General features: G+C 53.6%; 18 protein-coding genes. 5 read left to right on the top strand and 13 right to left on the bottom strand.

Features of this window, described 5'->3' with window-relative positions; genetic code table 11:
* Positions 1–8: 8 nt before the first annotated feature.
* Entirely contained in the window at positions 9–713 is a 705-nt protein-coding gene (locus GW590_RS05035) for an RES family NAD+ phosphorylase (protein WP_169401919.1), read from the bottom strand.
* A complete protein-coding gene (locus GW590_RS05030) occupies positions 706–1,380 on the bottom strand; it encodes a hypothetical protein (RefSeq protein WP_169401918.1) in 675 nt (224 codons plus the stop codon). Before GW590_RS05030 ends, GW590_RS05035 begins: the two co-directional genes overlap by 8 nt.
* Positions 1,381–1,522: 142 nt before the next feature.
* On the opposite strand from GW590_RS05030, the gene GW590_RS05025 reads away from it, so the two are divergent.
* Positions 1,523–1,744, top strand: a complete 222-nt coding sequence (locus tag GW590_RS05025) for an EexN family lipoprotein (RefSeq protein WP_169401917.1) — start codon at positions 1,523–1,525, stop codon at positions 1,742–1,744.
* 217 nt (positions 1,745–1,961) lie between these two features.
* Here the strand turns inward: GW590_RS05025 and GW590_RS05020 are convergent, their stop codons facing one another.
* The 4 genes from GW590_RS05020 to GW590_RS05005 all read right to left on the bottom strand — a co-directional run bounded on the left by GW590_RS05020 (position 1,962) and on the right by GW590_RS05005 (position 5,898).
* Complete coding sequence (locus tag GW590_RS05020) at positions 1,962–3,185, bottom strand: anaerobic sulfatase maturase (RefSeq protein ID WP_169401916.1); 1,224 nt, start codon at positions 3,183–3,185, stop codon at positions 1,962–1,964.
* The gene (locus GW590_RS05015) at positions 3,182–4,018 is read right to left on the bottom strand and encodes an ABC transporter permease (RefSeq protein ID WP_169401915.1); all 837 of its coding nucleotides are present in this window, start codon (positions 4,016–4,018) and stop codon (positions 3,182–3,184) included. The genes GW590_RS05020 and GW590_RS05015 overlap by 4 nt, the downstream gene beginning before the upstream one ends.
* Before the next feature lie 8 nt (positions 4,019–4,026).
* Positions 4,027–4,866: a betaine/proline/choline family ABC transporter ATP-binding protein gene (locus GW590_RS05010; RefSeq protein WP_169401914.1), complete on the bottom strand. Its 840-nt coding sequence runs from the start codon at positions 4,864–4,866 to the stop codon at positions 4,027–4,029.
* Between the two features lie 126 nt (positions 4,867–4,992).
* Positions 4,993–5,898 carry a LysR substrate-binding domain-containing protein gene (locus GW590_RS05005; RefSeq protein ID WP_169401913.1) on the bottom strand — a complete coding sequence of 302 codons (906 nt, stop codon included), beginning with the start codon at positions 5,896–5,898 and terminating at the stop codon, positions 4,993–4,995.
* A gap of 106 nt (positions 5,899–6,004) precedes the next feature.
* Between GW590_RS05005 and betC the strand changes: the two genes are divergently transcribed.
* Both betC and choX read left to right on the top strand, forming a co-directional pair.
* Positions 6,005–7,543, top strand: coding sequence for a choline-sulfatase (betC, locus tag GW590_RS05000; protein ID WP_169401912.1), 1,539 nt, complete (start codon positions 6,005–6,007; stop codon positions 7,541–7,543).
* Positions 7,543–8,493, top strand: coding sequence for a choline ABC transporter substrate-binding protein (gene choX, locus GW590_RS04995; RefSeq protein WP_235955858.1), 951 nt, complete (start codon positions 7,543–7,545; stop codon positions 8,491–8,493). Before betC ends, choX begins: the two co-directional genes overlap by 1 nt.
* 51 nt (positions 8,494–8,544) lie before the next feature.
* Here the strand turns inward: choX and GW590_RS04990 are convergent, their stop codons facing one another.
* Positions 8,545–10,104 carry a putative bifunctional diguanylate cyclase/phosphodiesterase gene (locus tag GW590_RS04990; protein WP_211186645.1) on the bottom strand — a complete coding sequence of 520 codons (1,560 nt, stop codon included), beginning with the start codon at positions 10,102–10,104 and terminating at the stop codon, positions 8,545–8,547.
* Between the two features lie 869 nt (positions 10,105–10,973).
* Between GW590_RS04990 and GW590_RS04985 the strand changes: the two genes are divergently transcribed.
* A complete protein-coding gene (locus GW590_RS04985; RefSeq protein WP_169401911.1) occupies positions 10,974–11,606 on the top strand; it encodes a phage tail protein in 633 nt (210 codons plus the stop codon).
* 41 nt (positions 11,607–11,647) lie between these two features.
* Positions 11,648–11,980, top strand: coding sequence for a hypothetical protein (locus GW590_RS04980; RefSeq protein WP_169401910.1), 333 nt, complete (start codon positions 11,648–11,650; stop codon positions 11,978–11,980).
* Between the two features lie 35 nt (positions 11,981–12,015).
* On the opposite strand, the gene GW590_RS04975 is transcribed toward GW590_RS04980, so the two are convergent.
* The 6 genes from GW590_RS04975 to GW590_RS04950 all read right to left on the bottom strand — a co-directional run bounded on the left by GW590_RS04975 (position 12,016) and on the right by GW590_RS04950 (position 25,168).
* Positions 12,016–12,543 carry a GNAT family N-acetyltransferase gene (locus GW590_RS04975; protein ID WP_169401909.1) on the bottom strand — a complete coding sequence of 176 codons (528 nt, stop codon included), beginning with the start codon at positions 12,541–12,543 and terminating at the stop codon, positions 12,016–12,018.
* Between the two features lie 69 nt (positions 12,544–12,612).
* The gene (locus GW590_RS04970) at positions 12,613–14,712 is read right to left on the bottom strand and encodes an HlyD family efflux transporter periplasmic adaptor subunit (RefSeq protein ID WP_211186644.1); all 2,100 of its coding nucleotides are present in this window, start codon (positions 14,710–14,712) and stop codon (positions 12,613–12,615) included.
* Positions 14,713–14,715: 3 nt separating this feature from the next.
* Positions 14,716–16,041, bottom strand: a complete 1,326-nt coding sequence (locus GW590_RS04965) for an efflux RND transporter periplasmic adaptor subunit (protein WP_169401908.1) — start codon at positions 16,039–16,041, stop codon at positions 14,716–14,718.
* 7 nt (positions 16,042–16,048) lie between these two features.
* Entirely contained in the window at positions 16,049–16,822 is a 774-nt protein-coding gene (locus tag GW590_RS04960) for an efflux RND transporter periplasmic adaptor subunit (protein WP_211186643.1), read from the bottom strand.
* Positions 16,819–18,339 carry a TolC family protein gene (locus tag GW590_RS04955; RefSeq protein ID WP_169401907.1) on the bottom strand — a complete coding sequence of 507 codons (1,521 nt, stop codon included), beginning with the start codon at positions 18,337–18,339 and terminating at the stop codon, positions 16,819–16,821. Before GW590_RS04955 ends, GW590_RS04960 begins: the two co-directional genes overlap by 4 nt.
* A gap of 67 nt (positions 18,340–18,406) precedes the next feature.
* Entirely contained in the window at positions 18,407–25,168 is a 6,762-nt protein-coding gene (locus GW590_RS04950) for an Ig-like domain-containing protein (protein ID WP_169401906.1), read from the bottom strand.
* Positions 25,169–25,553 lie beyond the last annotated feature (385 nt).

The following is a 25,553-nucleotide window of genomic DNA, read 5'->3' as shown; positions in this document are numbered from 1 at the left end:
TCATTCTGTTATTTGCCAGGCACAATCAGAACATCAAGCTGTTCTGCCAATTCGAGCACCGCGGTAAATGTCGCAGAGTCTTCCGTGATACTGAGAGAATCACCACTCTGTTGCAGCACCCCAGTATTAACCCTGTCACCAAAGAGCACTATCGCCTTTGCCGAGTCATCTTGTCTTGAAATCCAGACAAGCCCCTGTGCCTCCGGGCATTGGCTATAAATCTCTTTGGCCCACAGCCGTGTCACTGGGTACTGATCTTTCTCTGTATCAATCAGTTCATTGCGTGTTATGCCCAGTTTTCGCAGTGGGACGCTGGCCAGGTCAACCAACGTTAAGTCTGAAGTCGTCTCGACAATGGAATGCACAAGCTGGATAAGTTTGCCTTTATCGACAGTTTTGAATCCGGGCACATAGGGCACATCGTGGAATGCTGTTTCCATCAATGCACAATTTTGGGTAATCCCCGCATAAAGCGTCGGGATTGGCACCCCTTTACTATTCTGTATCGGGCTAAAACGTGCATTTCCCCCCATGCTTGGATTGAACTGCACGGCGTTATATTGTTGGTCATGAATACGATGCAGCACCGTACCTGCGGCCAGCGTGGTTAAGCTGATGTTCAGTGTACCCTGCGGTTGTGGCGTCACTCCTGCGGTGCGGTTCGGTAGGCGCTTGGTTGAGGTTGACGCCGCTAACCTGGGAGGTTTAACCATGTAAAACCCCTTCTACCTCGTCCCTGGCTGCCGCAATAACACGTTCAGGCTCAACGGCCAGCAGATCCTGTGGACGCTTTCCCCCCAGAAAACTGTTAACCGACATGAACCAGAAAGCCATGCCCCAACCATCCTTCTGCCCTGAAAATATTTCAATTATCTGAGCCATGACCTTCAAGGGCCGATAGTGTGTGTTCTTATCCAGGCCATAGTCAGGAAAATAATCGATTCCCCTGTGGCGGATCGCAAAGATTTGCCCTGCTTTTTTCCATTTGTTCGGTTGGACGCTGGGATTGGTCAAGCTTAAATCAGCTAGTTCTGCTAATTCCAGAGCCGTCAGCCAGTTGCCGCTGTCTAGCACCGCTTTGCGGGCACGGGTCTGCATACCGGCTTCTTTCATGATATGTGGCGCGACCGGGTAACTAGGTAACAATACATCGGCAAGGCGATCGAGTGATTGCTTCTCTTGGCGTTCCTTAAAGACCTCGGCCATCGCCGCAGCCATATTGGATAAATTATCGACCAGTATCTGAATGGTGGCCGCATCGTCAATATGATCAAAGGAAACGGCTAAAACACGACCCGCCTGTGATGTTCCCAAGTGGGTCTGCACTTCTTTCGGGGTCCCAACCAGCGTGGAAAACCCTGGATTATTTGAGGTACGCATGACTACCCTCCCGGTTATTTAGATTATTTAATCTTCTCATAATCCTAATAACCTTTCAAGCTGTCGCGGAGTGGGGCATAAGGACAAGGACGGGCGATCTGCGCATAGTCTCCTGGATAATCAATCATCGCTAAGGCGATTCATGAAAACGGGAATACTTCCGCTCGGCCTGCTGGCCACAGTACTGCTCACTACCTGCGGTGCCGACGCTGCCTCGCAAAATTTTGAATGGTTCAAGACGCATGACAAGGAACGCCAGGCCAAAATTGAAGAATGCAAAAAAGCGACTGATCCGCGCGGGAACGAAGATTGCCGAAACACCATCGACGCTAGCTTCGCCAGTGGCACGTTTACCAAAAGCTAAGGAAAAATCTGCCAGGCCATCTTTATTTTTTACAATTTTATCAAAAAGTTAGACAATAAATGATGGCAGTAAACCGTTAGAAAAAGCCATTATCTCTTTATAAGACAATAGCCGATCCTGTTTTAGCGCGGTTAACCCTTTTTTTGCGATACCTGGCTACAGGGTGGAATATCAATAGGTTACAGGATGAGAAGAAAAAAGGGTCTAAGCGGTTCGGTTAACTGCCAGCCTGGGCGGCAATAAATGGTGCGGCTTTCATTATGCCGGCGGCGGGCTGGTGTTGGGCAAGCTGATTGGCCATCCAGGTCATATAGGGATCCACATAACTGAAAAACGCCTGATAGCCGCTGCACAGATAATTGCGCTGATGCTTGCCCTCGGGAATTAGGCGGTGTTTTGGGCAGCCGCCCTGGCAGGCAAAACGATACTGGCATTGTTGGCACTGGGCAGATTTCGGCGTTTTTTGGTTGCCGAACTGGCGCTGCTGCTTGCTGGCCGCCAGTCGCGCCGGGGAGTCGGTCATAATATTGCCCAGACGATGTTGCGGTAAGACAAAATGGTCGCAGCTATAGATATCGCCGTTTTGTTCCATCACCAGCGATGCACCACAGTTAGCACGCATAACACAAAGGTCGGGAGTCTTTCCGGCCCACGCAGCCAGGGTGTTATCAAAAATTTGCACAAAGACCCGTCCGACATCGTGGCGAACCCAGTGATCAAAAATGGTGATAAGAAAGTTGCCGTAGGCCTCGCCAGATACCGACCAGGGCGTTACGCGCCCCTGCTCAAGGCAGATTGTTTCGCCAAACCGCTCGGCCGCCGCCAGTCGCTCGGGGAGCACTTCAACAGCGGGGATAAACTGCACAAACTCGGCCCCCAGTTCACTGGTCAGAAAGCGGTAAACCTCCAGCGGGTAACGGGCGGTTTGCTCATTGACCACCGCCAGCAGATTAAAGGCCACGCCCGCCTGGCGTAAACGCGCCACCCCGTCAATCACCCGCTGAAACACACTGCCGCCGTGAGCGGTTTTTCGCATGGCATCGTACAAATGCTGTGGCCCATCTACCGACACCCCCACCAGAAAATGATGTTCGGCCAGAAAGGCCACCCAGGCGTCGTTAAGCAGCACGCCGTTGGTTTGCAGATTATTGACGATGCGCTTGCCATTGGCGTACTGCTGTTGCAAAGCCACCACCCGGCGGTAGAAATCCAGCCCGGCCAGCGTGGGTTCGCCACCTTGCCAGGTAAAGGCCACCTCGTTACCCGGCGAGCTGGCGATATACTCTTTGATAAATCGCTGTAACAACGGTTGCGACATCTGTCGGGTATCGGCCTGCCGTTGCAGCACCGTCTGCCCTTTGGGCAAATAAAAGCAGTAATCGCAGACCAGATTACAGTGGTAACTGGCAGGTTTGGCCATCAGATGAAACGCCTGACTCATACTCTGCCCCCCTGTTTTCTGGCAAAGCTGGCAGAGAGTCGATCGAGCAGCATCGCCATCAGCACCACCACCAAACCGCTTTGCAAACCCAGACCAATATCCAGTTGCTGAATACTGCTGAGGATATCGTTGCCCAAACCACCGGCACCGACCATTGAGGCAATAATTACCATCGACATCGCCATCATAATGGTCTGATTGATCCCGGCCATAATTGCCGGCTGCGCGGCGGGAAGCTGGACTTTCCACAGCAGCTGCCACGGCGTACAGCCAAAGGCCAGCCCGGCTTCAATACGCGCGGCGTCAACCTGGCGGATACCGAGGTCGGTCAGACGCACCACCGGCGGCATAGAAAATAAGATAGTGGCGAAGATCCCCGGTGGTCGCCCAAGGCCAAACAGAATAGTAGCCGGGATCAGATAGACAAAGGCTGGCATGGTCTGCATAAAATCCATCAGAGTGCGCACCAGACTGCCCACCGCCGCACGTCGGGCGCTGCAAATGCCGAGGGGAATACCAATCAACAGGCTAAAAAAGGTTGAGGAAAGGGTCAGCGCCAGGGTGATCGAGGCATGTTCGCTATAGCCGCTATAAACAATATAAAGGGTGGCCAGCAACGCAAAAAGCGCGAAGCCCTTTCCGATACGCCACAGACCAATGGCTACCGCCAGGAACACCAGTCCCCAGGGCGTTAACCAGCCGGTCAACATTTCCAGACCACCGGCAAAGCCGTCAATACCTGCCGACAGTCCGTCAAAAAAACCACCGGCATTGAGCAGCAAGGCGTGAATACCGCTGTCGATCTGCCGACTAAAATCCAGAGGATAGGCCATAGATTTATCTACTCAGGTGACTGCCAGACATCGGCGTAAGATTCGGCCAACTGCCAGCGCGAGGTATCCACGCCAGAGAAAAAGTGCCGCACATAGGGAGAAGCAGGGGCATTAATAATATTTTCCGGAGTGCCAACCTGCACCAGCTTGCCTTCCTGCATAATGGCAATGCGCGTACCCAGCCGTAACGCCTCTTCCATATCGTGGGTGACAAACACCACAGTGCGTTGCTGCGCCTGCTGTAAACTGAGCAGCAGTGACTGCATCTCGCGGCGAATAATAGGATCCAGCGCCGAAAAGGCTTCGTCCATCAGCAATACCGCCGGATCAATCAGTAACGCTCTGGCCAGCCCGACGCGTTGCTGCATACCGCCGGAAAGCTGATGCGGATACTGGTCACAGACCTGTCCAAGCCCTACCTGCTCGAGCATGGTTTTTGCCCGCGTGTGCCGCAGCTCGCGACTTATCCCCGCCACCTCCAGGCCAAAAGCGACGTTATCCAATACCGTACGCTCGGCAAACAAGGCAAAGGACTGAAAGACCATGGCGATCTGTTTGCGCCGCAGGGCGATCATCTCGCTGGCCCGCAGGCTGTTCAGTGCCTGTCCCTGAAACAGCACTTCCCCCGCAGTGGGCTGAATAAGAAAATTCAGCGTGCGTAACAACGTTGATTTTCCCGATCCAGAGAGTCCGACAATAACAAAAATTTCACCGGGATTGATCTGTAAATTAATATCACTTAAAGCATTGACCGGTTCGGCGACTGATGCACGGGAAAATAGTTTCCTTTTAGCACCTGCGGAATAATTTTTAAAAACATGGCGTAATTCAATTATGGGTTGCGGCATAGTGGCATCATATATTTTAGAAAACCCTTACACGCTAACCTAAATATCAAAAACAGGTTACGTCTTTTAAAAAAATCGATAGATAAATTTCGCATTAGCTTATTCATCATTCGGCAATAGCGCCGTTTAATGATGAAAATTCCAAGCTTCATCCAATAGCCAGCGGGTGACTTTTTCCTGCTGCGCGGACGCCGGTTTATTGCCTGCAGAGATCAAATAATACCCCCGTTCGGTGCGCACCTGCGCCCCGCAAACAAACAACTGTTGGCTGGCCAGCAGAGCGGAAATCAGCGGCCGCCAGCCAAGGGCGATACCCTGCCCTTCGAGCGCTGCCTGGATCACCAGCGAGTAGGCATTAAAGGTGCGTGAACCGGCCTGCGCCGGGAGCGCCACACCCTGCGCATGGAACCAGTCCTCCCAGGTTAACCAGCGCTGTGGGCGGGTTTCTGGCAGTTTTAATAAAGGGTAATTGAGTAACGTTTCTGCTGCCGGGTCGCTGCCAATTTTTTGCATAACATCATAATTGCAAACGGGAATAACATCTTCGGGAAAGAGCTTCTGCGCATGAGTTCCCGGCCAGTTGCCACTGCCAAAGTAAATGGCCAGATGGGCATTGTTATCGCGAAAATTGTAGTCGTTCGGTGAGGTGGAAACCTGCACCTCCACGCCGGGGATCAGTGCCTGTAGCGCGTTCATTCGCGGCATTAACCAGTAGCTGGCAAAGCCCATATCGGTGTCAATGCGCAAGGTACTTCGCTGGTAGCGAGTGCGTTCAATCTGCTCGCTGATATCCATCAGACTGGTGCGGACAATCTGGTAAAGGGCATTACCGGAAACCGTTAATTGCACCCCGCGATGTCGCCTTTCAAATAGCGGTCCATTAAGTAAATTCTCCAGCATTTGGATACGCTGACTGACTGCCGGTTGAGAAAGTCCAAGTTCATTTCCGGCAGCGGTAAAATTACCGTGTCGTGCCGCCGCTTCAAATACTACTAAAGCCTGTAAAGGGGGTAATTGTAATTTCCCTGCCATAATGTCACCTTATGCCTTGATAATTTAATAACCTCTTCACAGGAACAAAAAGGCATGCGATAAAAATATCACACATTGATTATTAAATTTATCTTCAGGCTAGTGAATGCTTATAAATAAACCGAATATCGTTATTCTTATGGCCGATCAGTTAACCGCCGGGGCACTGCGCACTTACGGAAATAACGTCAGCCTGACGCCGAATATTGACCGTCTGGCCAGCCAGGGGGTGGTGTTTGAATCCGCCTATTGCAACAGCCCGCTGTGCGCCCCTTCCCGTGCCTCGCTGATGACCGGGCAGTTTTTGTCGCAACATGGTGTCTATGATAACGCCGCCGAGTTCCCTGCCGACTCGCCGACCTTCTGCCACTATCTGCGCGAGCAGGGATACCAGACCTGGCTTTCCGGTAAAATGCATTTCTGCGGTCCGGATCAACTGCACGGCTTTGACGAACGGCTGACCACCGATATCTATCCGGCCGATTTTGGCTGGACGCCGGACTGGCGGCATCCTGAGCGCCGTCTTGACTGGTATCACAATATGAGTTCGGTGCTGGAAGCCGGGGAATGCGTGCGCACCAATCAGCTCGATTTTGATGACGAAGCGCTGTTTATGGCGCGTCAACGCCTCTATGACGCGGCGCGAAAACCTGAAGATCGGCCATTTCTGCTGCTGCTTTCGCTGACCCATCCCCACGATCCCTTTGCCATACCCCGTCGTTATCTCGAGCGTTTTCAGCAGGAGGAGATCGATCTGCCGCAAACCGGCATCAACGATGTGGAAAATGATGCCCACTCACAGCGTCTGCGCGCCATGTATCAGTTAGAAGAGGGTCAACTGACCGAGGAGCATATTCGCCGGGCGCGTCATGCCTATTACGGCGCGCTGGCCTATGTCGACGACGGCTTTGGCGAAGTGATCCGCACGCTGGAAGAAACCGGCCTGGCAGAAAATACCATTGTTTTTGTTATCGCCGATCACGGTGAAATGCTCGGCGAGCGCGGGCTATGGTACAAAATGACCTTTTTTGAAGGGGCATCGCGGGTGCCGATGATCGTGCATAACCCCAAACGCTTTGCACCCCGGCGCGTCGCGCAGAACGTGTCACTGGTAGATTTGTTACCGACATTCACGGAGCTGGCAGGCGGTGCAACGCGGCTGCAGCATCCGGTGGCACCACTCGACGGCCATAGTCTGCTGCCCTACCTTAATGGTGAAAATGGCCCGGATGAAGCCTGTAGCGAGTATCTGGCGGAAGGCGCGCTGGCCCCGATGCTGATGATCCGCCGCGGCCCGTGGAAATATATCCATTCCATGACCGAAGCACCGCAGTTGTTCAACCTGCAACAGGATCCGCTGGAGCGTCACAATCTGGCCACGCAACCGGCCTATCAACAGACGATGCAGGGGTTCGCCAACGAAGTCGCCTCGCGCTGGGATCTGGCCGCGCTCAATAAGCAGGTACTTGCCAGCCAGCAAAAGAGATTATTTTTAACCGAGATCGCCGGTCGCGATGCCATTCCACAGTGGGATTTTCAGCCATATCGGGCGGCATCCCAACGTTATATTCGCAACCACCAGACGCTGGATGAGCAAGAAGCTTTTGCCCGTTATCCGCGCCCTTCACACCCAGCAGGAAAATAATGATGATGATAAAAAGACTCACCACACTTATGCTTCTGGCCAGTGCCAGTTTGCTGCCGTTAAGCAGCTTCGCCGCAGATGAGGCACGCTGTGCCACTGTTAATCAATCCGACCCGGGCTGGACGGATATCGCAGCCACCAATGCGGTGTCCGGCGTGGTGCTCAACGCCCTCGGCTACCAGCAAAAAGTGCAAAACCTCTCGGTGGCGCTGGCCTTTCAGGGCCTTAAAACCGGCCAACTGGATGTGTTTCTCGGCAACTGGATGCCAGCACAGGCACCGGTGATCGGCAAATTTACCGAGGATGGATCGGTAAAAGTGGTGGCTGCCAACCTGCCAGCGGCCAAATTTACCCTGGCGGTACCGGATTACGTGGCGGCGGCGGGAGTAAAAGACTTTGCTGACCTGCAAAAATATGCCGATAAATTTGAACACAAGATCTACGGCATCGCCCCCGGCGCACCGGCGAATCAGAACATCAAGAAGATGATCGACAAACATGACTACGGATTGCAGAACTGGGACCTGGTGGAGTCCAGCGAAAGCGGTATGTTGGCGCAAGTCACCCGCGCGGTAAACCGCCAGCAGTGGATCGTGTTTCTTGGCTGGGAACCGCACGCCATGAACACACGTTTTAAGCTGACTTATCTTAGCGGCGGCGACGCCTGGTTTGGTCCACATTATGGCAGCGCAACGGTTAATACGGTGACGCGCAAAGACTTTGCCAGCCAGTGCCCGAACCTTAATCGCTTCTTTACCCAGTTGAAATTTGATGTGCCGCTGGAAAATGCCATTATCACCCGCGTACTGGATGATAAACAAACACCGGAAGCGGCTGCCCGTGTCGAACTGGCAAAACGTCCGGAGTTGCTGAACGGCTGGCTTAACGGTGTCACCACCCGCAGTGGACAACCGGCGCAAGACGCGGTGAAAAAAGCGTTAGGTATCTAATAGAAAAAGGCCGCAGTTATTCAAGGAATAAGAGCAAAATCCTCTTATTCCTTACTGCGCCTTTTCAGGATCGAGGTTAAAAATATCCTGGATGGCCCAGGGTACTGTTTTTTTTAGATTGGCTTGCGGCATCGGCTTGCCCAGCAGATAGCCCTGGCCGATATCGCAACCCAGCTCCTGCAGACGAATAAGTTGGCTGACGTGTTCAATGCCTTCGGCTACCACTTTTACGTCCAGCGCGCTGGCCAGAGACAGAACGGCAAGAATAGCCTTTTCCTGTTTTCCATTAAGCTGAAAGGTATCGATAAAACTTTTATCGATTTTTAGCTTATCGAAGGGGAAATTACACAGCTGCGACAGGCTTGAGTAACCGGTACCAAAGTCATCAAGAGCAATGTTAATCCCTTCGTCTTTCAGCTTTCTGAGCGTCAATCTGGCGACATTGATATCGCGCAGCAGCGCAGTTTCGGTGATTTCAATTTCCAGGCGTTCGGCGGGGAATCCGACCTCAGCCAGTATGCTCATAATCCTGGTTGCCAACTGTTTATCAGACATCTGGATAGGCGAGATATTAAATGACAACGTAATATGGCTTGGCCATTCGAGGGCATCACGACAGGCCAGGCGTAACAGTTGCTCGGTCAGCTCGGTGATATTGCCGGTTTCTTCAGCCAGGGCAACAAACTGATCGGGCGGAATAAAGTTGCCCGGGGTAATTTCCCAACGGGCCAGCGCCTCAAAACCGATGGTTCTTTCGGTTTTAAGATCAACCAGCGGCTGGTAGTAAGTGACAAATTCTTTATTTGCCAAGGCTTTTTTGAAATCATGCTCACGCTGAGCTTTCGCTAAAAATTCAGCCTGCATCAACGGGGTATAGGCTTTAGCCTGGTCCCTGCCCGATTTTTTGGCAAAACTCAGTGCATAATCAGAGTATTGAATAACTCTTCTCAGATCGGCACCGTCTTCAGGGAAACGGGCGAAACCGATATTGGTCCCAATATTAAAGGTGATGGCATTGATATGGATCGGGCTGCAAATTTTTCTTATCACCCGCTCGGCGAGCTGGGCCAGATCGGTATTGTCTATATTGGGTTTTAAAGCCAGCAGTTCATCACCTGCCAGCTTATAGACATTATTGGGGAACATGTATAACAGCCGCTTGGCAATAAGCCGTAATATTTCAGTACGATGGTCGCTGCCCAGCAGGTCATTGATATCTTTGTAGCGGTTGATCACAATACGAAAAACCGCGTAATTGGTTTGATCATTACAGCTTTCGCCGCATGAAATGAAATTTTCCAGCTGCTTTCTATTGGGGAGTTCTGTCAGAGGGTCATGTTGCGAGATCCACAGCAGATTTTTTTCTGCTTCAATGCGCCGGGCAATCTCTTTAGACATTTTTTTAATTTGAATCAACGAATAGAATAAACCCACAAACCCCGTAACAATCAAGGCAATAAAGAGTTCATCGGCGTTGTATTGCTCATATTTTGCAAAAAATGCGAACAAATGTTCACGACCATCAAACGTGGAAGAAAGAATATAGAGCAATATAAACAGGCTGAACCCGATAAGGATTTTACCCCTGAAATGCTTACGAGAAGTCGGCAAAATATCACGCCCTTAAGATAAATTTCATCCAGAAAGCTTGTCGTTTTACTGACAGCTTCACCTTAGTTCAGCAACATGTCAGCACAATGCAGCCTCCATACGGTTCTTAATAGCTTATCGGCAAAAAATGTATAATGTTTAGCCTGGTGGCATAGGCTTTATCGATTCAGCTATAGCGCCTCGTTGTTTGTATGCGCGGTCATGTCTGGCACTGATTGAGCGCTCGTTAACAACTTTTCAGCCAAAGAATAAGCTTGCTCAACGATCCTCTTGCAGACTGATTGGTCCACATTACGTTAGCGGTGCCCGCCGAGAGTATTTTAATTGCTATTAGTTATTATATCACCGGCATTAACTACACACAGATTATATTATCTCTATGACGTTTATCATATTTTGTGCTTAATGTTATTGCAACCCTGCCACTCGCAATTAAGCGTCATTTATCGGCAGGAACGATAACTATTTTTGGCCTGTAACGACGCTCGGCACACACAGCAATACATTACAACTACCTGCTCGCAGCTCGTTCATAAGTTAATACCTCCGTGAAAATCCCCCAAAGCAACCCATTAACCTCAACACTTTGAAAATAATAACAAAAAGATAAAACAGCCTTCATGCGGTCATAATAAAATATAAAACAAACCACCTCCCTGGCCCCAACCGCTTATTTTTGCAGAGATAAATATTTAACTATTTGCTCATCCACAAAGCATTGTTTGACCTAGTGTAAATATAAAAGCAATAAATTTGAGTTAAGTACATTAGACAAATAACTATTATTGTCCACACTCAATAGACAAGATTTTTGTGGTTATATCCCGTTTTCCAATCTGTCACTCACTATCATTGATTAAGGAATAAATATGGATGTTTTTATTGGTACTATCTTGCCATTTGCCTTTAACTACCCTCCCGTTTATTGGGCATCATGCAATGGGCAAACCCTTCAGGTTAATCAATATCAGGCGCTTTATGCGCTAATCGGTAACTATTATGGGGGAACGGCTCCTGCCAACTTCCAGTTGCCGAATCTCTGTGGGCGTATGCCTATCGGTACCGGACAGGCAGCACCTAACCCTACAGGCAATACCAATTTCAACATTGCTGCCACTGGCGGCCATGAAACCGTTACCCTGCTGAGCAGCAATTTGCCTACCATGCCGCTACCTGCCCATACCCATGGTTTAACGCAAGTCGCGGTCAAATTTCAGGCTGCCGGTGTCGCCACCCCGGCAGCACCCGCCGCTCCCGCCAGCGCGCCCAGTGTCAGCAACCCCTATCTGGGGGCGTCGGGCGGCGGTACCGGCCTAGCCAATATTTGGTCCACGGCGTTAAGTTCCCCGGTGGATGTCAAGGGAGCAAGTCTTTCTGGTAGCACCGACAGCGCCACGGTCAATCCGGTACCCGGCAGCAATACCCCGGTTAATCTGCTGCCTCCTTATCTGGCACTGAATTTCTGTATTGCCTTGCAGGGCCTATACCCGACCCGAGACTGATCGAGAGCTGGCTACTGAGTATATTTAATAAGGAGAAAAGGATGCTGGATAAGATTTGTAGCGACGACTTTATGCCGCTGCTGGGTCAGACTTGCTATTTGCATGCTGCGCCCTACCCGGAATTGGCGTTACAGGTGCATGCAGTGCGCCAAAATCCACGGGCGCAGAATCCCTATCTACAAGACAATCGCGTGCCTTTTATTGTCGAGTTGACCGCTGACCCATTAACGCCATTGGTTGATGTAGTGGGACAACTGCGCTTACCGGCATCGGCAAGCACAGCGCAGAAGATACTGGAGGATATTAATATCAGCCGCACCGGCGCGATGGGACGGGATAATCAGTTCAGCTATTTTCAGCTAATTTTTAACTAGAACGTTCTGGCAGGGGCAACTCTCCCCTGCCAGCCTCAACCCGCGCCGACGAAAATCTTGTTACGCGCCGGATACCACAACCATTTATTGGCCATTTCAGCGCAGTCCTGCGGAACAAAGCCTAATTCGCGATATAGCCGTTGTGCCTGGGTATTGTGCTGCCATACCACGGCGGCCAGTGGACAGCCGACTCGCTGTGCCGCTTGCTGCAACCCTTGCAGCACCTGTTTGCCATAGCCTTGCCCTCGGGCTTGCGGCACTATGGCAAGAAAGATGATACGTACTTCCTGATGGCCAAAATCGACCATCACCACACCCAACTGGCTGTGCTGCTTTTCGATAATAAAATGCATGGCATTGGGGTTGTTTTCACCACTGCCCATGGTCATGACCTGCCATTGTTGCTGCTGTACGCTGGCGATCAGCTCAGGGCTGCCGTCAATCAACAACAGATCCGGACGGGCGCTATGATAAATCCCTTCGATAAAGGGTGCATCCGTCGGCTTTGCCGGCCGTAAAACCAGATCATGACACAAAGTAGAAAAATTAACGTCAGCTGACATCTGTCACTCCTTGCCTGAGACAATTATCGCGTACGGGCGGAGGGGGAAGTGCCTGCCCGCGCTTATCCGTTACACCCCGGCCTCACTGCCCACCGCTACCGCCAGCCGCCGCCAGCCCTGTTGCAGCAAACTATGGGGAGTGACATGTAATCTCGCCTTGCCGGGTAATTCCCGCAGTGGCGCAATGTGTTGCTCGCAAGACTCCAGCGGAACGCGAAATACGGTCGTCAGCGGTTCGATCGCTTGCCCGCGCAGCTCGCTGGCGATCGGTCCACCGTAAATTGACGCCATCAAAGGTTGCTCCAGCGTGTTCTGGTTCAGTTTATCAACCTGCCCAAGACGACAGGTTATTGCCGCGCTATCGCCACTGTCAGCAATAAAACGCGCAATATCGCCAGGGTGTAAATCACCGACGTTTTCTTCGTCGACATACACTTCGCCGCGCACGCCCTCCAGGCCCACGACCTGTAATAATCGCTCCCCCTGGGTCACGACGGTACCAGTGCGCAAGGCGTCGCTGACATCGGCAATACGTCCGGCAAAGGGCGCAATTAATGTCAGGCGATCGCGCTGCTCTTGCAGGCTGGCTACCTGCTGTTTTGCCGCCAGCAGCAGCGTGGTCAGTGTGCCGCCTTTATTGCGCAAATCATTGTTAAACGGCTGCTGTGTCACTTGCCAGGCGAGGCTGGTGGCGATCACTTTCGCCTGCGCCAACTGATATTCCAGTGCCGGAGAAGAGAGGATGGCGAGGATCTGCCCTGGCTGTACCTGTTGCCCCTCTTGCACGCGGACATCGGCCACATCGGCAGCTTCAGCGGCGTATAACCCCTGAGACTGCGCTGCGCCGATCACCGCCGGACTGGAGATATCGCCGTGCCACGGCAACACAAAAAATAGCACCACGGCGGTCAGTAATGCCGCGCTGCGCCAGGTTCTTCCCTGCCAACGCAAGTCGGCACGTCGCCGCCACCAGACCTTCAGTTCGCCGAAGATCGGCCTGACAATAAACCAGCCTAACTCCACCATCAGCAATATTGTTCCCAATGCTTTGAAAAAGACGTGATAAACCAGAAAGGCGATGGAGGTAAACACCACCAGCCGATACAACCAGGTGACCCAGGCAAAAATCAGCAGAGCACGCTGCCGGGATGCCGGGAAATACTCCGGCGGTGGGTCGTCGAGGCCCAGCAGGCTGCGGCGCAACTGCCAGCGCGCCAGGGCAAAGGCGCGGGCATGCAGGTTAGGCATTCCCCACCAGTCACTGAGCAGAAAATAGCCGTCAAAACGCATAAAGGGGCTGGCATTAATCAGTAATGTTGCCACCCAGGTGGTGGTCGCCAACAAAAAAACTCCAGCACGCAGCGGGCCATCCGGCAGAAAACACCATAACAGCGTGGCACAGACTGCCAGCGTCAGTTCCGCCAACATGCCGGCGGCACCAATCAACAGGCGCTGGCGGCGGTCAGGCAGTTTCCAGGCATCGTTAGTGTCGGTATACAGCACCGGCAACATCACCAGAAAAGCCACCCCCATCGCCGGTACCCGACAGCCGAAATAACGGGCGGTAAAGGCATGGCCAAGCTCGTGCACCACTTTTGCCAGGCTGAGGGCGACGGCAATCCCCAGCGCCGCGCTCCAGCCGGCATAGTTGGCAAAGGTATGAGTAAAAGCATCCCAGCGCTGGGAAACCAGTACCAGTCCGCTGACCATCACCGCGGCCATCAGCCACCAGAATAATGGCCGATAAACCAGGCTTAGCCAGGGCAACAGGCGTTGCAACAGCTTGTCGGGGCGGACCAGAGGAATGCGGATAAACAGATAGTGTTTCAGCAACCACATCAGCGCCCCGGCCTTATGTTGCTGATGCCATTGCCAGAGACTGTCGCTTTGCGTCACTTGCAGCAGCTGATTGCCACTTAAAAAACGCAGCAGTTGCTGGAGATCGTCATCGCCGAGTTGCAGGGTGGTTTCGGTGTTGACCCGTGCCAGCAAAGCAGAGGCATTGCCCAGCGACCAGCGCGATAACAATTCGAATCCGGCCCATCCCAGCAGATAAAAGCGGTTGGCTGCCGGGTCGTGCAGCAACCAGCCGGGTGAACCGTCCGCCTGCAACGGGCCATTATGCAGGGTTAATTCCTGGCGCAAGGCGGGCAGTTGCGGATTGTCCATCGATCACCATCCCAACCATTGCCGTGCCGCCGTTAACGGGCGACGCAGCAGGTAATAACAGAGCGGTACCCTGTCGCCATATACTCTGGCGGTGCCCATTTGTCCGAGCAGCGGTAATTTTTGCTGGCTGTCAAAACGCGCCTGCATACGGTAAGCCAGCAAATTACTGTCGTTGACTTCCGCCTTATAGGCAATACGCACCAGGGTGGCATCATAGGCATTTAGCGGCGAGGCATTGGGATAGAGAGTGACCGGGCTTCCGGGGCGCAGATCGACGGCGTCGGCGGCGGGTAACCAGGCGGTCAGCTCGACCTTGTCCGGATCGGCCAGGGTCATGACTTTTTCCCCCAGGGTCACCGCTTTGCCTTGCCAGTCGTTGCGATCGGAAAACACCACCACGCCATCGCGGGGAGCGGCAACATGCAGACGTACCACTTCCCGTCCGGCATAGTCGGCGCTGATATCCTTGGCTTCCAGCCGGGCTTTACCCTGGGATAACTCCAGCCGGTTTTTATCATCGGTCACCGCCATCTGGGCGTTGACGCGAAAACTCTCTTTGGCCGCCAGGGCTTCCTGCAGGGCCAGCGCATATTGCCCGGCCTGAACCGTTTCATCCAGCGAGAACAAGGCATCGCCTTTGGCCACCCGCTGATTGGGTAACACCAGCACCTTGTCGATCACCCCGGACAGCGGCGCACGCATAAGTAGCGGTTCACTGGGGACCACTTCCGCATGGGCCAGTACGCTCATGCGTACCGGGAAAAAACAGACCAACAACGGCACCATCAGCCAGGCCTTACGGTAACGGCCACCCTGCAACCAGGCCAGGGCAACGCGCCGCCAGTTGCGGCGCGGGGCATATTTGCTCAGGGCATGTTGATAACCGTGAGCCAGCTCCTCTGCCAACTTGATTTCATAATCGCTCCATGGCTGCTCACGGGCTAAAAACAGTGCACCATATTCTCCCAGCGACAACCACAGGCCATACTCGGGTAACCAGGCTGACCATTCGCTGGCCAGCTCATCCGGCATGGAAGTGGCATCACAACAGTGGCTGTTGACCTGATGGTCAAGCTGTTGCGCCAAATGGGCAAACAATTTGTGCAGCCATTGCAGATAGGGGGCGGTAGGGTCGGGATCCGCCAGGCCCGACAGGCTGGCAACATGCCGCCGGAGGCCTTCGGACCAGAAAGCGGCCTGGCGATAAGTGAGTAATTGTCGGGTTTCGTTAACCATCACAAAACCCAACTGGGCACTCCCCTGACACTCCCTTGCCCGATGTAACAAGTGCAGTAAAATGGCCAGCGACTGATTGTGTTCCTGTTCCATGAATACCCTATTTAAAACTTGCCCAGCCACTCATGCCCGACAGCAGTCTATCCGCCTTGCCATCAATGGTGCCAATGGCAAGAATGGTCTGACTCACCGGATCAATTTGTGCTCCCAGCTGTTTGATTTTAGCCGGGAAACTTTCGCCCAACTCATCAATGGTCACGGAAAAATGACTGCCCGCTTTTAACCGGGTCAACCATTTTGACGGCACCAGCATCCGGATCTCCAGCGATCCCGAGTCAACGATATCCAATATCGGCATCCCCGGATTGGCGTACTGGTAAACCGCGGCCTGACGTTTGGCTACCCGTCCCTCAAAGGGCGCGGTAATCACACATTTTGACACCACGCTTTGCATATAGCTGGTATCTGCCGCCGCTTCTTCGGCTTTACCTTTCGCCTGGGTCAACTCCAGTGAGCCGACCGAGTTATATTTCGCCAGTTGGTTATTGACCTTGACTAACTGGTTGGCGGCTTCCAGTGCCGCCTGCGCCTTGCGTAACTGCGCGCGATAGGTGCCGCAGTCAAACTCGATCAATGGCTGCCCGCGATGAAAGCTCTCTCCTTCTGCCACCGGCAGCGAGGAAATTTTGGCGGCGATCTCACCGGAAAGCGTGACGGCATGAGGAGAGATCAACTGCATCCGCACACCTTCTCCGCCGGCATCGCTGGCGGGTTCGGCAGACGCCGGTGCGTTAGCGGCACTGGCGCTGCCCATGGCAACAGTAAGAGTGGCGCCGATAAAACTGCAGGCTATCCATAGTCGGCGATATTTCATTGTTTTTCTCCGGCAATGGTTTTCTGCCAGTTGCTCTCAACGCCGTTAAAAGCTACGCGTAATGAGGCCAGATCGTAGCCTCGGGTATTATTCGGCAGCGGATCTAACCCCAGGCTGGATCCCATCTGACCATAGGCATTCTGCAACGCGCCATAGGACTGGTAGAGGCGCAGTGATGAAAAGACCGCATTGGCATCGGCCAAAATCCCCTGCAACTGCGCCGAGGCACCGCTGGCGACGGCATTGCGCGTCTGTTCATAAATGGTTTGATCCACCTGACTCAACTGTTTCTCCAGCGCGAATTGCTGCTGTTTGCCGGTGAAGTCAAGATAGGCAATATGCACCTGGCTCAAGACCGCCATACTCAGTGCAAGACGTTGCGCTTCGGCCACATCCACCTGCGCCTTGGCCGCTTCGGTGATCGGCACGGCACTAAACAGGTTCAGCAAGTTCCAGCTGATACGCAGACCGGCATTACTCCAGGTGTTATTGGTGAGGAATTTATTGCTGTCATATTGTGTACCGACGCTAAATTCTACGCCGGGCAACAGCTTGGCAATTGCCTTGCGGGTCTCCATGGCGCTGATACGCTGAGTGTAGTTGGCCTCGACAATTTCAGGACGATTGAGCAGAGCCATATCTTCCATCTTGTCCAACGGAATATTCAGCTTGGGCAACGGCATTTGGTCGGGGACGGCAATCGTGAAATCCACGCCCGGCGAGACATTCATAATGGCCGCCAGGCGAGGTTTGGCCTGCCCCAGCGCACTGCGGATCGCGGTCATCTGGCGGATAACATCCAGCAATTGCCGTTGGTAAGTCAGTGCCTCCAGCGGCGAGCGTAATTTCAGTTTTTCTACTTGGGTCGCATCCGCCAGCGCCGACTGCGCCTGTTGCAACAAGGTATCTATTCGTCCCTGCAACTGTTGGGCACCCGCCGCCTGCCACCAGGCGTCACGGACTTGCTGCACCAGTTGCTGCGCGACTCGGCGTTTACGTTGTTCGAGGATCAACACACGATCGGCCTGCTGCTGGGCGGTGTAATAGCTGACACCAAAATCCAGCACATTCCAGCTCAGGCTGAGATCCATCGCGCGTTCACGCTTTTCGGTGGAAATAGAAGGCGCCAGTGACTGTTCACCGGTGGCAATATTTTCTGACGAAGAGGCACTATCGTTACTGCGTGAGGTATACCCGGCCGAAGCGACCAGTTTCGGTAACATATCCAGATTGGAGAGATCCAACTGGCGTTGTCCCATCGCCTCTTCCATCAACTTGACCCGGTAGTCGAGGTTATATTTCAACGCTCGCGCCATGGCATCTTCCAGGGTCACCGGGGCCGATATCCGCTCCTGATGGCCAAACATCGTCACTCGGTCGGCCGCTGCGCTAGCCTGACGTTCCTGTACCGTTAATGGATGTGGTTTCACCGTACAGCCGGCTAATATCAACACCATGGCCAGCGGAAGAAGTTGAAAACCACCGATAGAGCGCTTTGCGTGTAAATTGACCTGCATGCTGTCATCCCTCTTTATTTTTATTAAAGTCCAGCGTGTCGTTTTAATGTTTAAACCCTTGCTACCTTTAGCTTGGGGTATTTCGCTGTAATAGCGCTCTGGCCGACTGCAACAAACTGCTGTGATGCTGCTCAATCTGTTGATCCAGACCGACTTTGCCTACCGGTACCGGGCGACTGGCCGCCGAAGGTACTGCCGTTTTCTGCCCGACATTCAAAATCATATGACTGCTGCCACTATGGCCGTTTTTATCCACGACCTTGATATCGATGGAGATCGGCGCACGCTGCCCGGCAGGCACCTGGCCGGAAAAACGGCCAGTGTTGGCATCGAAGGTGACCCAGGAGGGTAACGGCTGGCCATTACTCTGTCTGACCGAAATACTCAGGCTGGACATTGCCTCTCGGGTCATGATGGTGGCGGGCGGCAGGGCAATGCTGAATGACTGGCCAGAAACCAAAGGGACTGCACCGATCTCCGGATTGACCTGCAAGGCTATTCCCGCTGCCGGTAACTGACTGCTGATATAAGCTGGCGTAGCAAGAGAACCGGATGAAATATTAAAACCGCCGCTGTCGAAGGAGGTTCCGCCGATCATCACAAATGAGTTGCCCATTGGCGCAGCGCGTCCGACATCGGATAACGGCGCTTGCCCGATAGCCGAACTTAATGTCGTACCGGTATTGACCACCGCTGCTGAAACAATATTCGGCGTATTGGGGACTCGCGCCAGACTGTTATCGCTGCTTATCGTCTGAGGGACCGCCAATGGCGGTATCGGGGCGCTGACAATATTTTGCACCGGCGCAACAACCGGCGTTGATGTTGTCGGCGGGGTCGTCGGTTGTGTTGTCGGCGGAGTTACGGCAGTGATTTGATAAACCGGTGCTGACAGGCTGCCAGTAAGCAAATTGCCGGCAATATCGCTGACGCTGCCGCTTTTCAGCAGCAGTGACAGCGAACCGCTGCCGCCGATATTGTTCAGCACAATTTGATAGGTGGTGGCATTCAGTTGAGTGATCGACGCTATTGTCCCCTGGGCGCTGCCGCTGGTGATCACACTGAGATCATCGACGGTTAACGCCGCCACTGACTTGTTGAAGACCAACTGGTAAGAGAGAGGGCCGGCAGCACTGTTTAAGGGATTCAATGCGCTAAAACTCTCTATTTGCGGTGCGCGGGTATCGACCGTGATATTTCCCGGCGCGGACAGGGCGCTGATATTGCCCGCCGTATCGGTGACTGTGGTGCGCAGACTGTGATTGCCATCGCCAAGCGGCGTGGACAGGTTATAGCGCCAGGATCCGCTTTCATCCGCCGTCGTTGTCCCCACCGCGACACCGTCAATATAGACAGTGACGCTGCTGTTGGCTTCGGCAGTGCCGGTCACCGTCGGCTGGTTATTGCTGGTAATGCCATCGCTGTGGCTGCTGCCGGTATCGCTGCTGGTGCTTAACTGCACGCTGCCCGGGATGGCAGGTACCTGGGTATCAATCGTGATGGTACGCGCAACCGACTGGGCGCTGCTATTGCCCGCCGTATCGGTGGCGGTGGTGCGCAGACTGTGATTGCCATCGCTCAGCGGCGTGGACAGGTTATAGCTCCAGGCTCCGCTTTCATCCGCCGTCGTTGTACCCACCGCCTCACCGTCAATATAGACAGTGACACGGCTGTTGGCTTCGGCAGTGCCGGTCACCGTCGGCTGGTTATTGCTGGTAATGCCATCGCTATGGCTGCTGCCGGTATCGCTGCTGGTGCTTAACTGCACAGCGCCCGGCGTTGCCGGTAACTGGGTATCCACGGTAATGGTGCGCGGGGTCGATTGGGCGCTGCTATTGCCCGCCGTATCGGTGGCGGTGGTGCGCAAACTGTGGTTGCCGTCGCTCAACGGCGTGGCCAGGTTATAGCTCCAGGTTCCGCTTTCATCCGCCGTCGTTGTACCCACCGCCTCACCGTCAATATAGACAGTAACGCGGCTGTTGGCTTCGGCATTGCCGGTCAGCGTCGGCAGGTTATTACTGGTAATGCCATCGCTATGGCTGCTGCCAGTATCGCTGCTGCTGCTTAACTGCACAGCGTCTGGCGTTGCCGGTAACTGGGTATCCACAGTAATGGTGCGCTGTACGGACTGGGCGCTGCTATTACCTGCCGTATCAGTGGCGGTGGTGCGCAGGCTATGAGTGCCATCGCTCAACGGCGTGGCCAGGTTATAGCTCCAGGCTCCGCTTTCATCCGCTGTCGTCGTGCCCACCGCCTCACCGTCAATATAGACAGTGACGCTGCTGTTAGCTTCGGCAGTGCCGGTCACCGTCGGCTGGTTATTGCTGGTAACGCCATCACTGTTGCTACTGCCAGTATCGCTGCTGGTGGCTAATGCAGTATTTAATGGGGAAGCTGGCGTGGAGGTATCGATCACCAGTTGATAGCCCGTGGAAAAACCACTGCTAACACCGCCAATGGTGGCGGTGGCCGTAATATTGTGCGTCCCTTCAGCCACGCCGCCGCTCAGGTTATAACTCCACTGACCGCTGCCATCGGCGGTGGTGGTGCCAACAGAGCTACCGTCAACCCACACTGTTACCGTGCTGCTTGATTGCGCGGTACCGGTCAGGGTTGGCGTCACATCGTTGGTAATGCCGTCGTTTTGGCTGCTGCCGGTATCGGTCGGCGCAGTCAATCCGCCCACGGTCGGTACAGGCAGTGCCATGGTCAGGCTGCGCACCATACTGACACTGTTTTTGGTACCGTCATTCACGGTAAAGGCAATAGTGCGGGTGGCGGTATTTGGCGAGGCGGAAGTATCCTGATAGGTGACAGCTTGCAAGGCCGCTTGCCATTGGGCCACCGTTGCCGTGGCACCGCTGGAACTTAAGGTCATTACCCCGCTGCCGGCGTTATAGCTGGCGGCAATATTGCCGTAGAGACCGGTATTGTTATTGGTAAAGGCCAGCACATCCTCGCCGCTATGGAAATTACCGCTAATGGCCACCGTTGCACTGGCCAACGTACTATTATCACGATCAGAAAGGGTCAGCGCGCTATCAACCACCAGCGGCGACAGACTACCAAGCGTATAGTTAACGGGGGTTGCGGTGAGGACAACAATCGGCGTTTGGTCAACGGCGGCTACCGACACCAGACGAGTGCTGCTGGCACTGTTTTTGACACCATCATTGACCATAAAACTGACAGTGCGCGAGGCGGTGACAGGCGTTATCGCGGTGTCGATATAGGTAACGGCGCGCATGGCGGCCTGCCATTGCGCCAGCGTTGCTGTTGCTCCGCTGGAGGTTAATGACAGCACACCAATACTGCTATTGTAACTGGCAGAGATATTGCCAAAAGTGAACGCGCTGGTATTGGTAAAGGCCAGGACATCTTCTGCGTTATGGAAATTACCGGTGATTGATACCGTGGCGCTGGCTAATGTGCTGTTGTCGAGATCTGACAGCGTAATGCCGCTATCCACCGCCACGGGCACAGAGGCCGTATTATCTCCAGCCGTAAAGGCGCTGCTGCCACCACTGGCAGTAACGATCGGCGTTTGGTCAGTGGCAGTAAGCGTGACCTGCCGAGTGGTGGTGGCACTGCTTTTGCTGCCATCACTCACCACCATCGAAATAGTTCGCGTGGCGGTACTGGGAGTCACAGCCGTGTCGGTATAAGTCACACTGCGCAGTGCGGTCTGCCACTGCGCTACCGTTGCGGTGGCACCGCTGGAACTAAGGGTCAGCACTCCCGTAGCGCTATTATAGGAGGCGACAATATTTCCGAAGCTCAAGGAACTGAAGTTGGTAAAGGCCAGCACATCCTCCCCGCTGTGGAAATTGCCGCTTATCGACACGGTTGCGCTGGCAAGGGTGCTGTTATCACCATCAGAAAGGGTCAAACCACTGTCGACGACCACCGGTGTTGACGAGACATTATCACCGGAGACAAAGGCACTGCTGCCCCCGCTGGCGACCACAATCGGGGTTTGATCAACATCCGTTACCGTCACCGTACGCGTCACCGCCGAACTGTTATTGCTGCCACTGTCACTGACCAGAAAACTTACCGTCCGCGTGGCGGTACTCGGCGTCACGGCGCTATTGCTATAGGTCACCGCACGCAAGGCGGACTGCCATTGGGCAATGCTTGCCGTAGCACCACTGGAGGTTAAGGTCAGTACGCCGGTGGCGCTGTTATAACTGGCGGAAATATTACCGAAGGTCGTACTGTTGCTGTTGGTAAAAGACAATATATCGTGGCTGCTGTCCAGATTACCGCTGATGGTTACCACGCCACTCGCCAGGGTTGCGCTGGCGTGGTCAACAATGGTCAATCCGCTGTCTATTGTTACCGGGGTTGAACTGGCATTATCCGCAGCAATAAAGGCGGCACTGCCACCGCTGGCCGTCAACAGTGCGGCATTACTTATCGCCACACTAAGGTTGGCGGTGCTGGTCTGCCCATGTCCGTCATTTACCGAAACCTGAACCGTGCGCGTGGCATTATTGGGGCTCGAAGCGCTGTCTGAATAAACCAGTGCCCCCACCAATGAGGAAACCCGTGCCGCAGTGGCATTACTGTTAAAGGTAATAATCAGATCATGGCCACTGACCCCGTCACCATTGCTGGCAATGGTACCAATCGCCACGCCGCCAACCGATACTGTGCTGCCCACGGTGGTGCCACTGCTTAACGTCAATGTGCCGCTGGTGTCTACGCCCAGCACATCTTCGCCACTCTGACCATTGGCAGAAATATGCACGGTCAGATTACCGCTATTAAAATTGCTGGAATCGCTGTCGGTGACCAGTGCGGCAGTGCCGGTATCAAGATGCACCGCACCACCGCCGGCGGCGGCGGCAAAGGTGCTGCTGTCACCGTTAAGGTTAGCGATAACCGGTGCCACATCGGCGGCCACAGTGACGCTCTTGGTTACCGTCGAACTGGTATAGGTCGCATCGCTAATGGAAAAACTGATGGTTCGGGTCGCCGTTGAAGGAGACAACGAGGTGTCCCGATAGGTCACGGCTTCCAGAGCAGCCTGCCACTGATTATTAGTGGCGGTGTTACCACTGGAAACAAAGCTTAATACCCCGGTGCTGCTGTTATAGCTGGCGACGATATTGCCGTAGGTCGCCGTGCTGGTATTGGTAAAGGCCAGCACATCCTCGCCGGAATGAAAATTACCGGTGATCGACACGGTAGCCGAAGATTGTGTCGTGCTGGCCGCGTCAGACAACGTCAAACCACTGTCTACTACCACTGCACTCCCGTTCCCGGCACTATAGGCACCGCTGCTGGCACTGGTAATCAGAGCCGGCCCAAAGTGAAAATTGGTGGCATTAATGGTGTCAAAGCCGAGTGCTCCGTACACGGTAGTGCCGGACACACCCTGAATAGAGAAAGAGTCGATATTTTTAAAGGCGCTGTTGGCTGACACATCAAAGGTGGTGTAATTTCCATTGACCATTACATCAGTGACAATGAGTGTCAGGTTGCCAACCTGCTGGCCATTGAGATAACCAATCAGTTCGATTGAGCCAGTGTTACCACTGCTTAACGTTTGGGCAATAACATTGACGGAATTCAGGGTAAAGGTACTGCCGTCATTGGACTTGACGCTGAAATTGGTGATGGCGATAGCGCCATCACTCGCCCCATCAAGGGTGTCGTGAGGGGTTTCCAGATTGTCGGTTAATATGGCTGCTGAACCATTAGCTGCGCTGGCCAGGTTCAAGGTAAAATCCCAACCGCTCACATCAGATGCCGTTACCTGAGAACCTGCCTCATTAGAGATGACGTTCTGAGACAAGCTAAAGGTGGTACTCCCCGAGACCGGCCGGGACAATATCCCGTCGTAAGCAGAAAGATCGAGAGTAGCCACATGCAGGGTATCTGTGCCGTACTCCAGCACCGAATCGCCCCCGGCAGCAGTGCCCCCGGTGGCATCCGTTGAACCTGCCACACTGCGCTGCGTCTCCTGCGCCAACGCATTAATCAACGATACCCCCGTAGTGCCTGCGGCAATATCACAGCCATACAGTAGAATATCGCCCCCTGGTGCCAGTGACTGACCGATGGCCGTCAGCTCACTTTGGTGACTGGCCACATTGGCGCTGGTAATTTCAAGGGTACCCAGCATCAGATCATTTTGTTCGCCGTGAGAGATAATATGCATTGCGCCATAACCGCTATGGGTTGAGGCCCACTGCGCAATTTGGGCCAAACCATCACTGTTACTGTCAAGCACCACCACTTCATAGCTGGAGGGGAGTTGGCTGATAATGGTTTGATAATTGGCAACATCAGATTCGATAAACACCACTTGCGGCGCACTGGCAACGGAATGGGTGGTACTGGCATCAACCACCGCACTGGCGATATCCGCGCTGGCACTGTCGGTGGTGGTATGTGCTGCGGTGCTGGCGTCAGAGACGGCGACGGCGGTGGTGGTGTTTGCGGCCGTCGTGGTATCCGATTTACTGCTGGTGGCAGCGGCGGCGCTGGCCTCCGCCGTAGTGGTCGTTGCGGTGGTTACCGAGCTGGCAGAAGTGGTGGTGCTGGCCGCACTGGCTGTACTGGTTGTGCTGGTTGTGCTGGCTGTGCTGCTGGCAGTGGTACTGGTATCGCTAGCCGCGACGTGAGCGGCGCTACTGGTATCAGCCGTATCCTGAGCGCTATCGGCATGATGTGTGGCACTGGCATCTACGGTGGTAACGGCCACACCGTCAAACATCATGCGCGGTTCCAACACCTGTAACCAAAGTCTGTTTGTCGCTGCCGGTTGTGCCGGTTTACTCACATTGGGTTGCTGCTTTGCCGCTTTCCACCACACCATAAAGCCTCCATCCGCCGATGGCTTGAGAAATGTCATTACCCCGTAATCGCTCAGGTTTTCTCCTGCCGACCCGTTAAGCTACCCGGGGTATGGATATGTCACAATTCATTAATTATTTTAAATGATTGTTATGATTTTAACTTTATATAATAAAAATCGTGTAATGAAACGATACCACTTCACTTTTACATAAAAAAATTGTTTGCAATTACATTTTCAGAGTTAATAACTTTTTATTTTTATTAATGGAGCATTAAATGTCATTAATGAAATATAGGAACACTTTATTTTCTGTTTTTCAGACTGTATCCTCCGCTTAACGCCAGCAATTTCACTTAAGTTAAAGCAATAACTTTACCCGTCCGCGCTAGCCGTAAAGAGGGAT

The organism is Rouxiella aceris (assembly GCF_012933545.1).
Lineage (GTDB): Bacteria > Pseudomonadota > Gammaproteobacteria > Enterobacterales > Enterobacteriaceae > Rouxiella > Rouxiella aceris.
The sequence above is the reverse complement of the archived record's forward strand: the minus strand, read 5'-3'. Positions and strand labels throughout refer to the sequence as shown.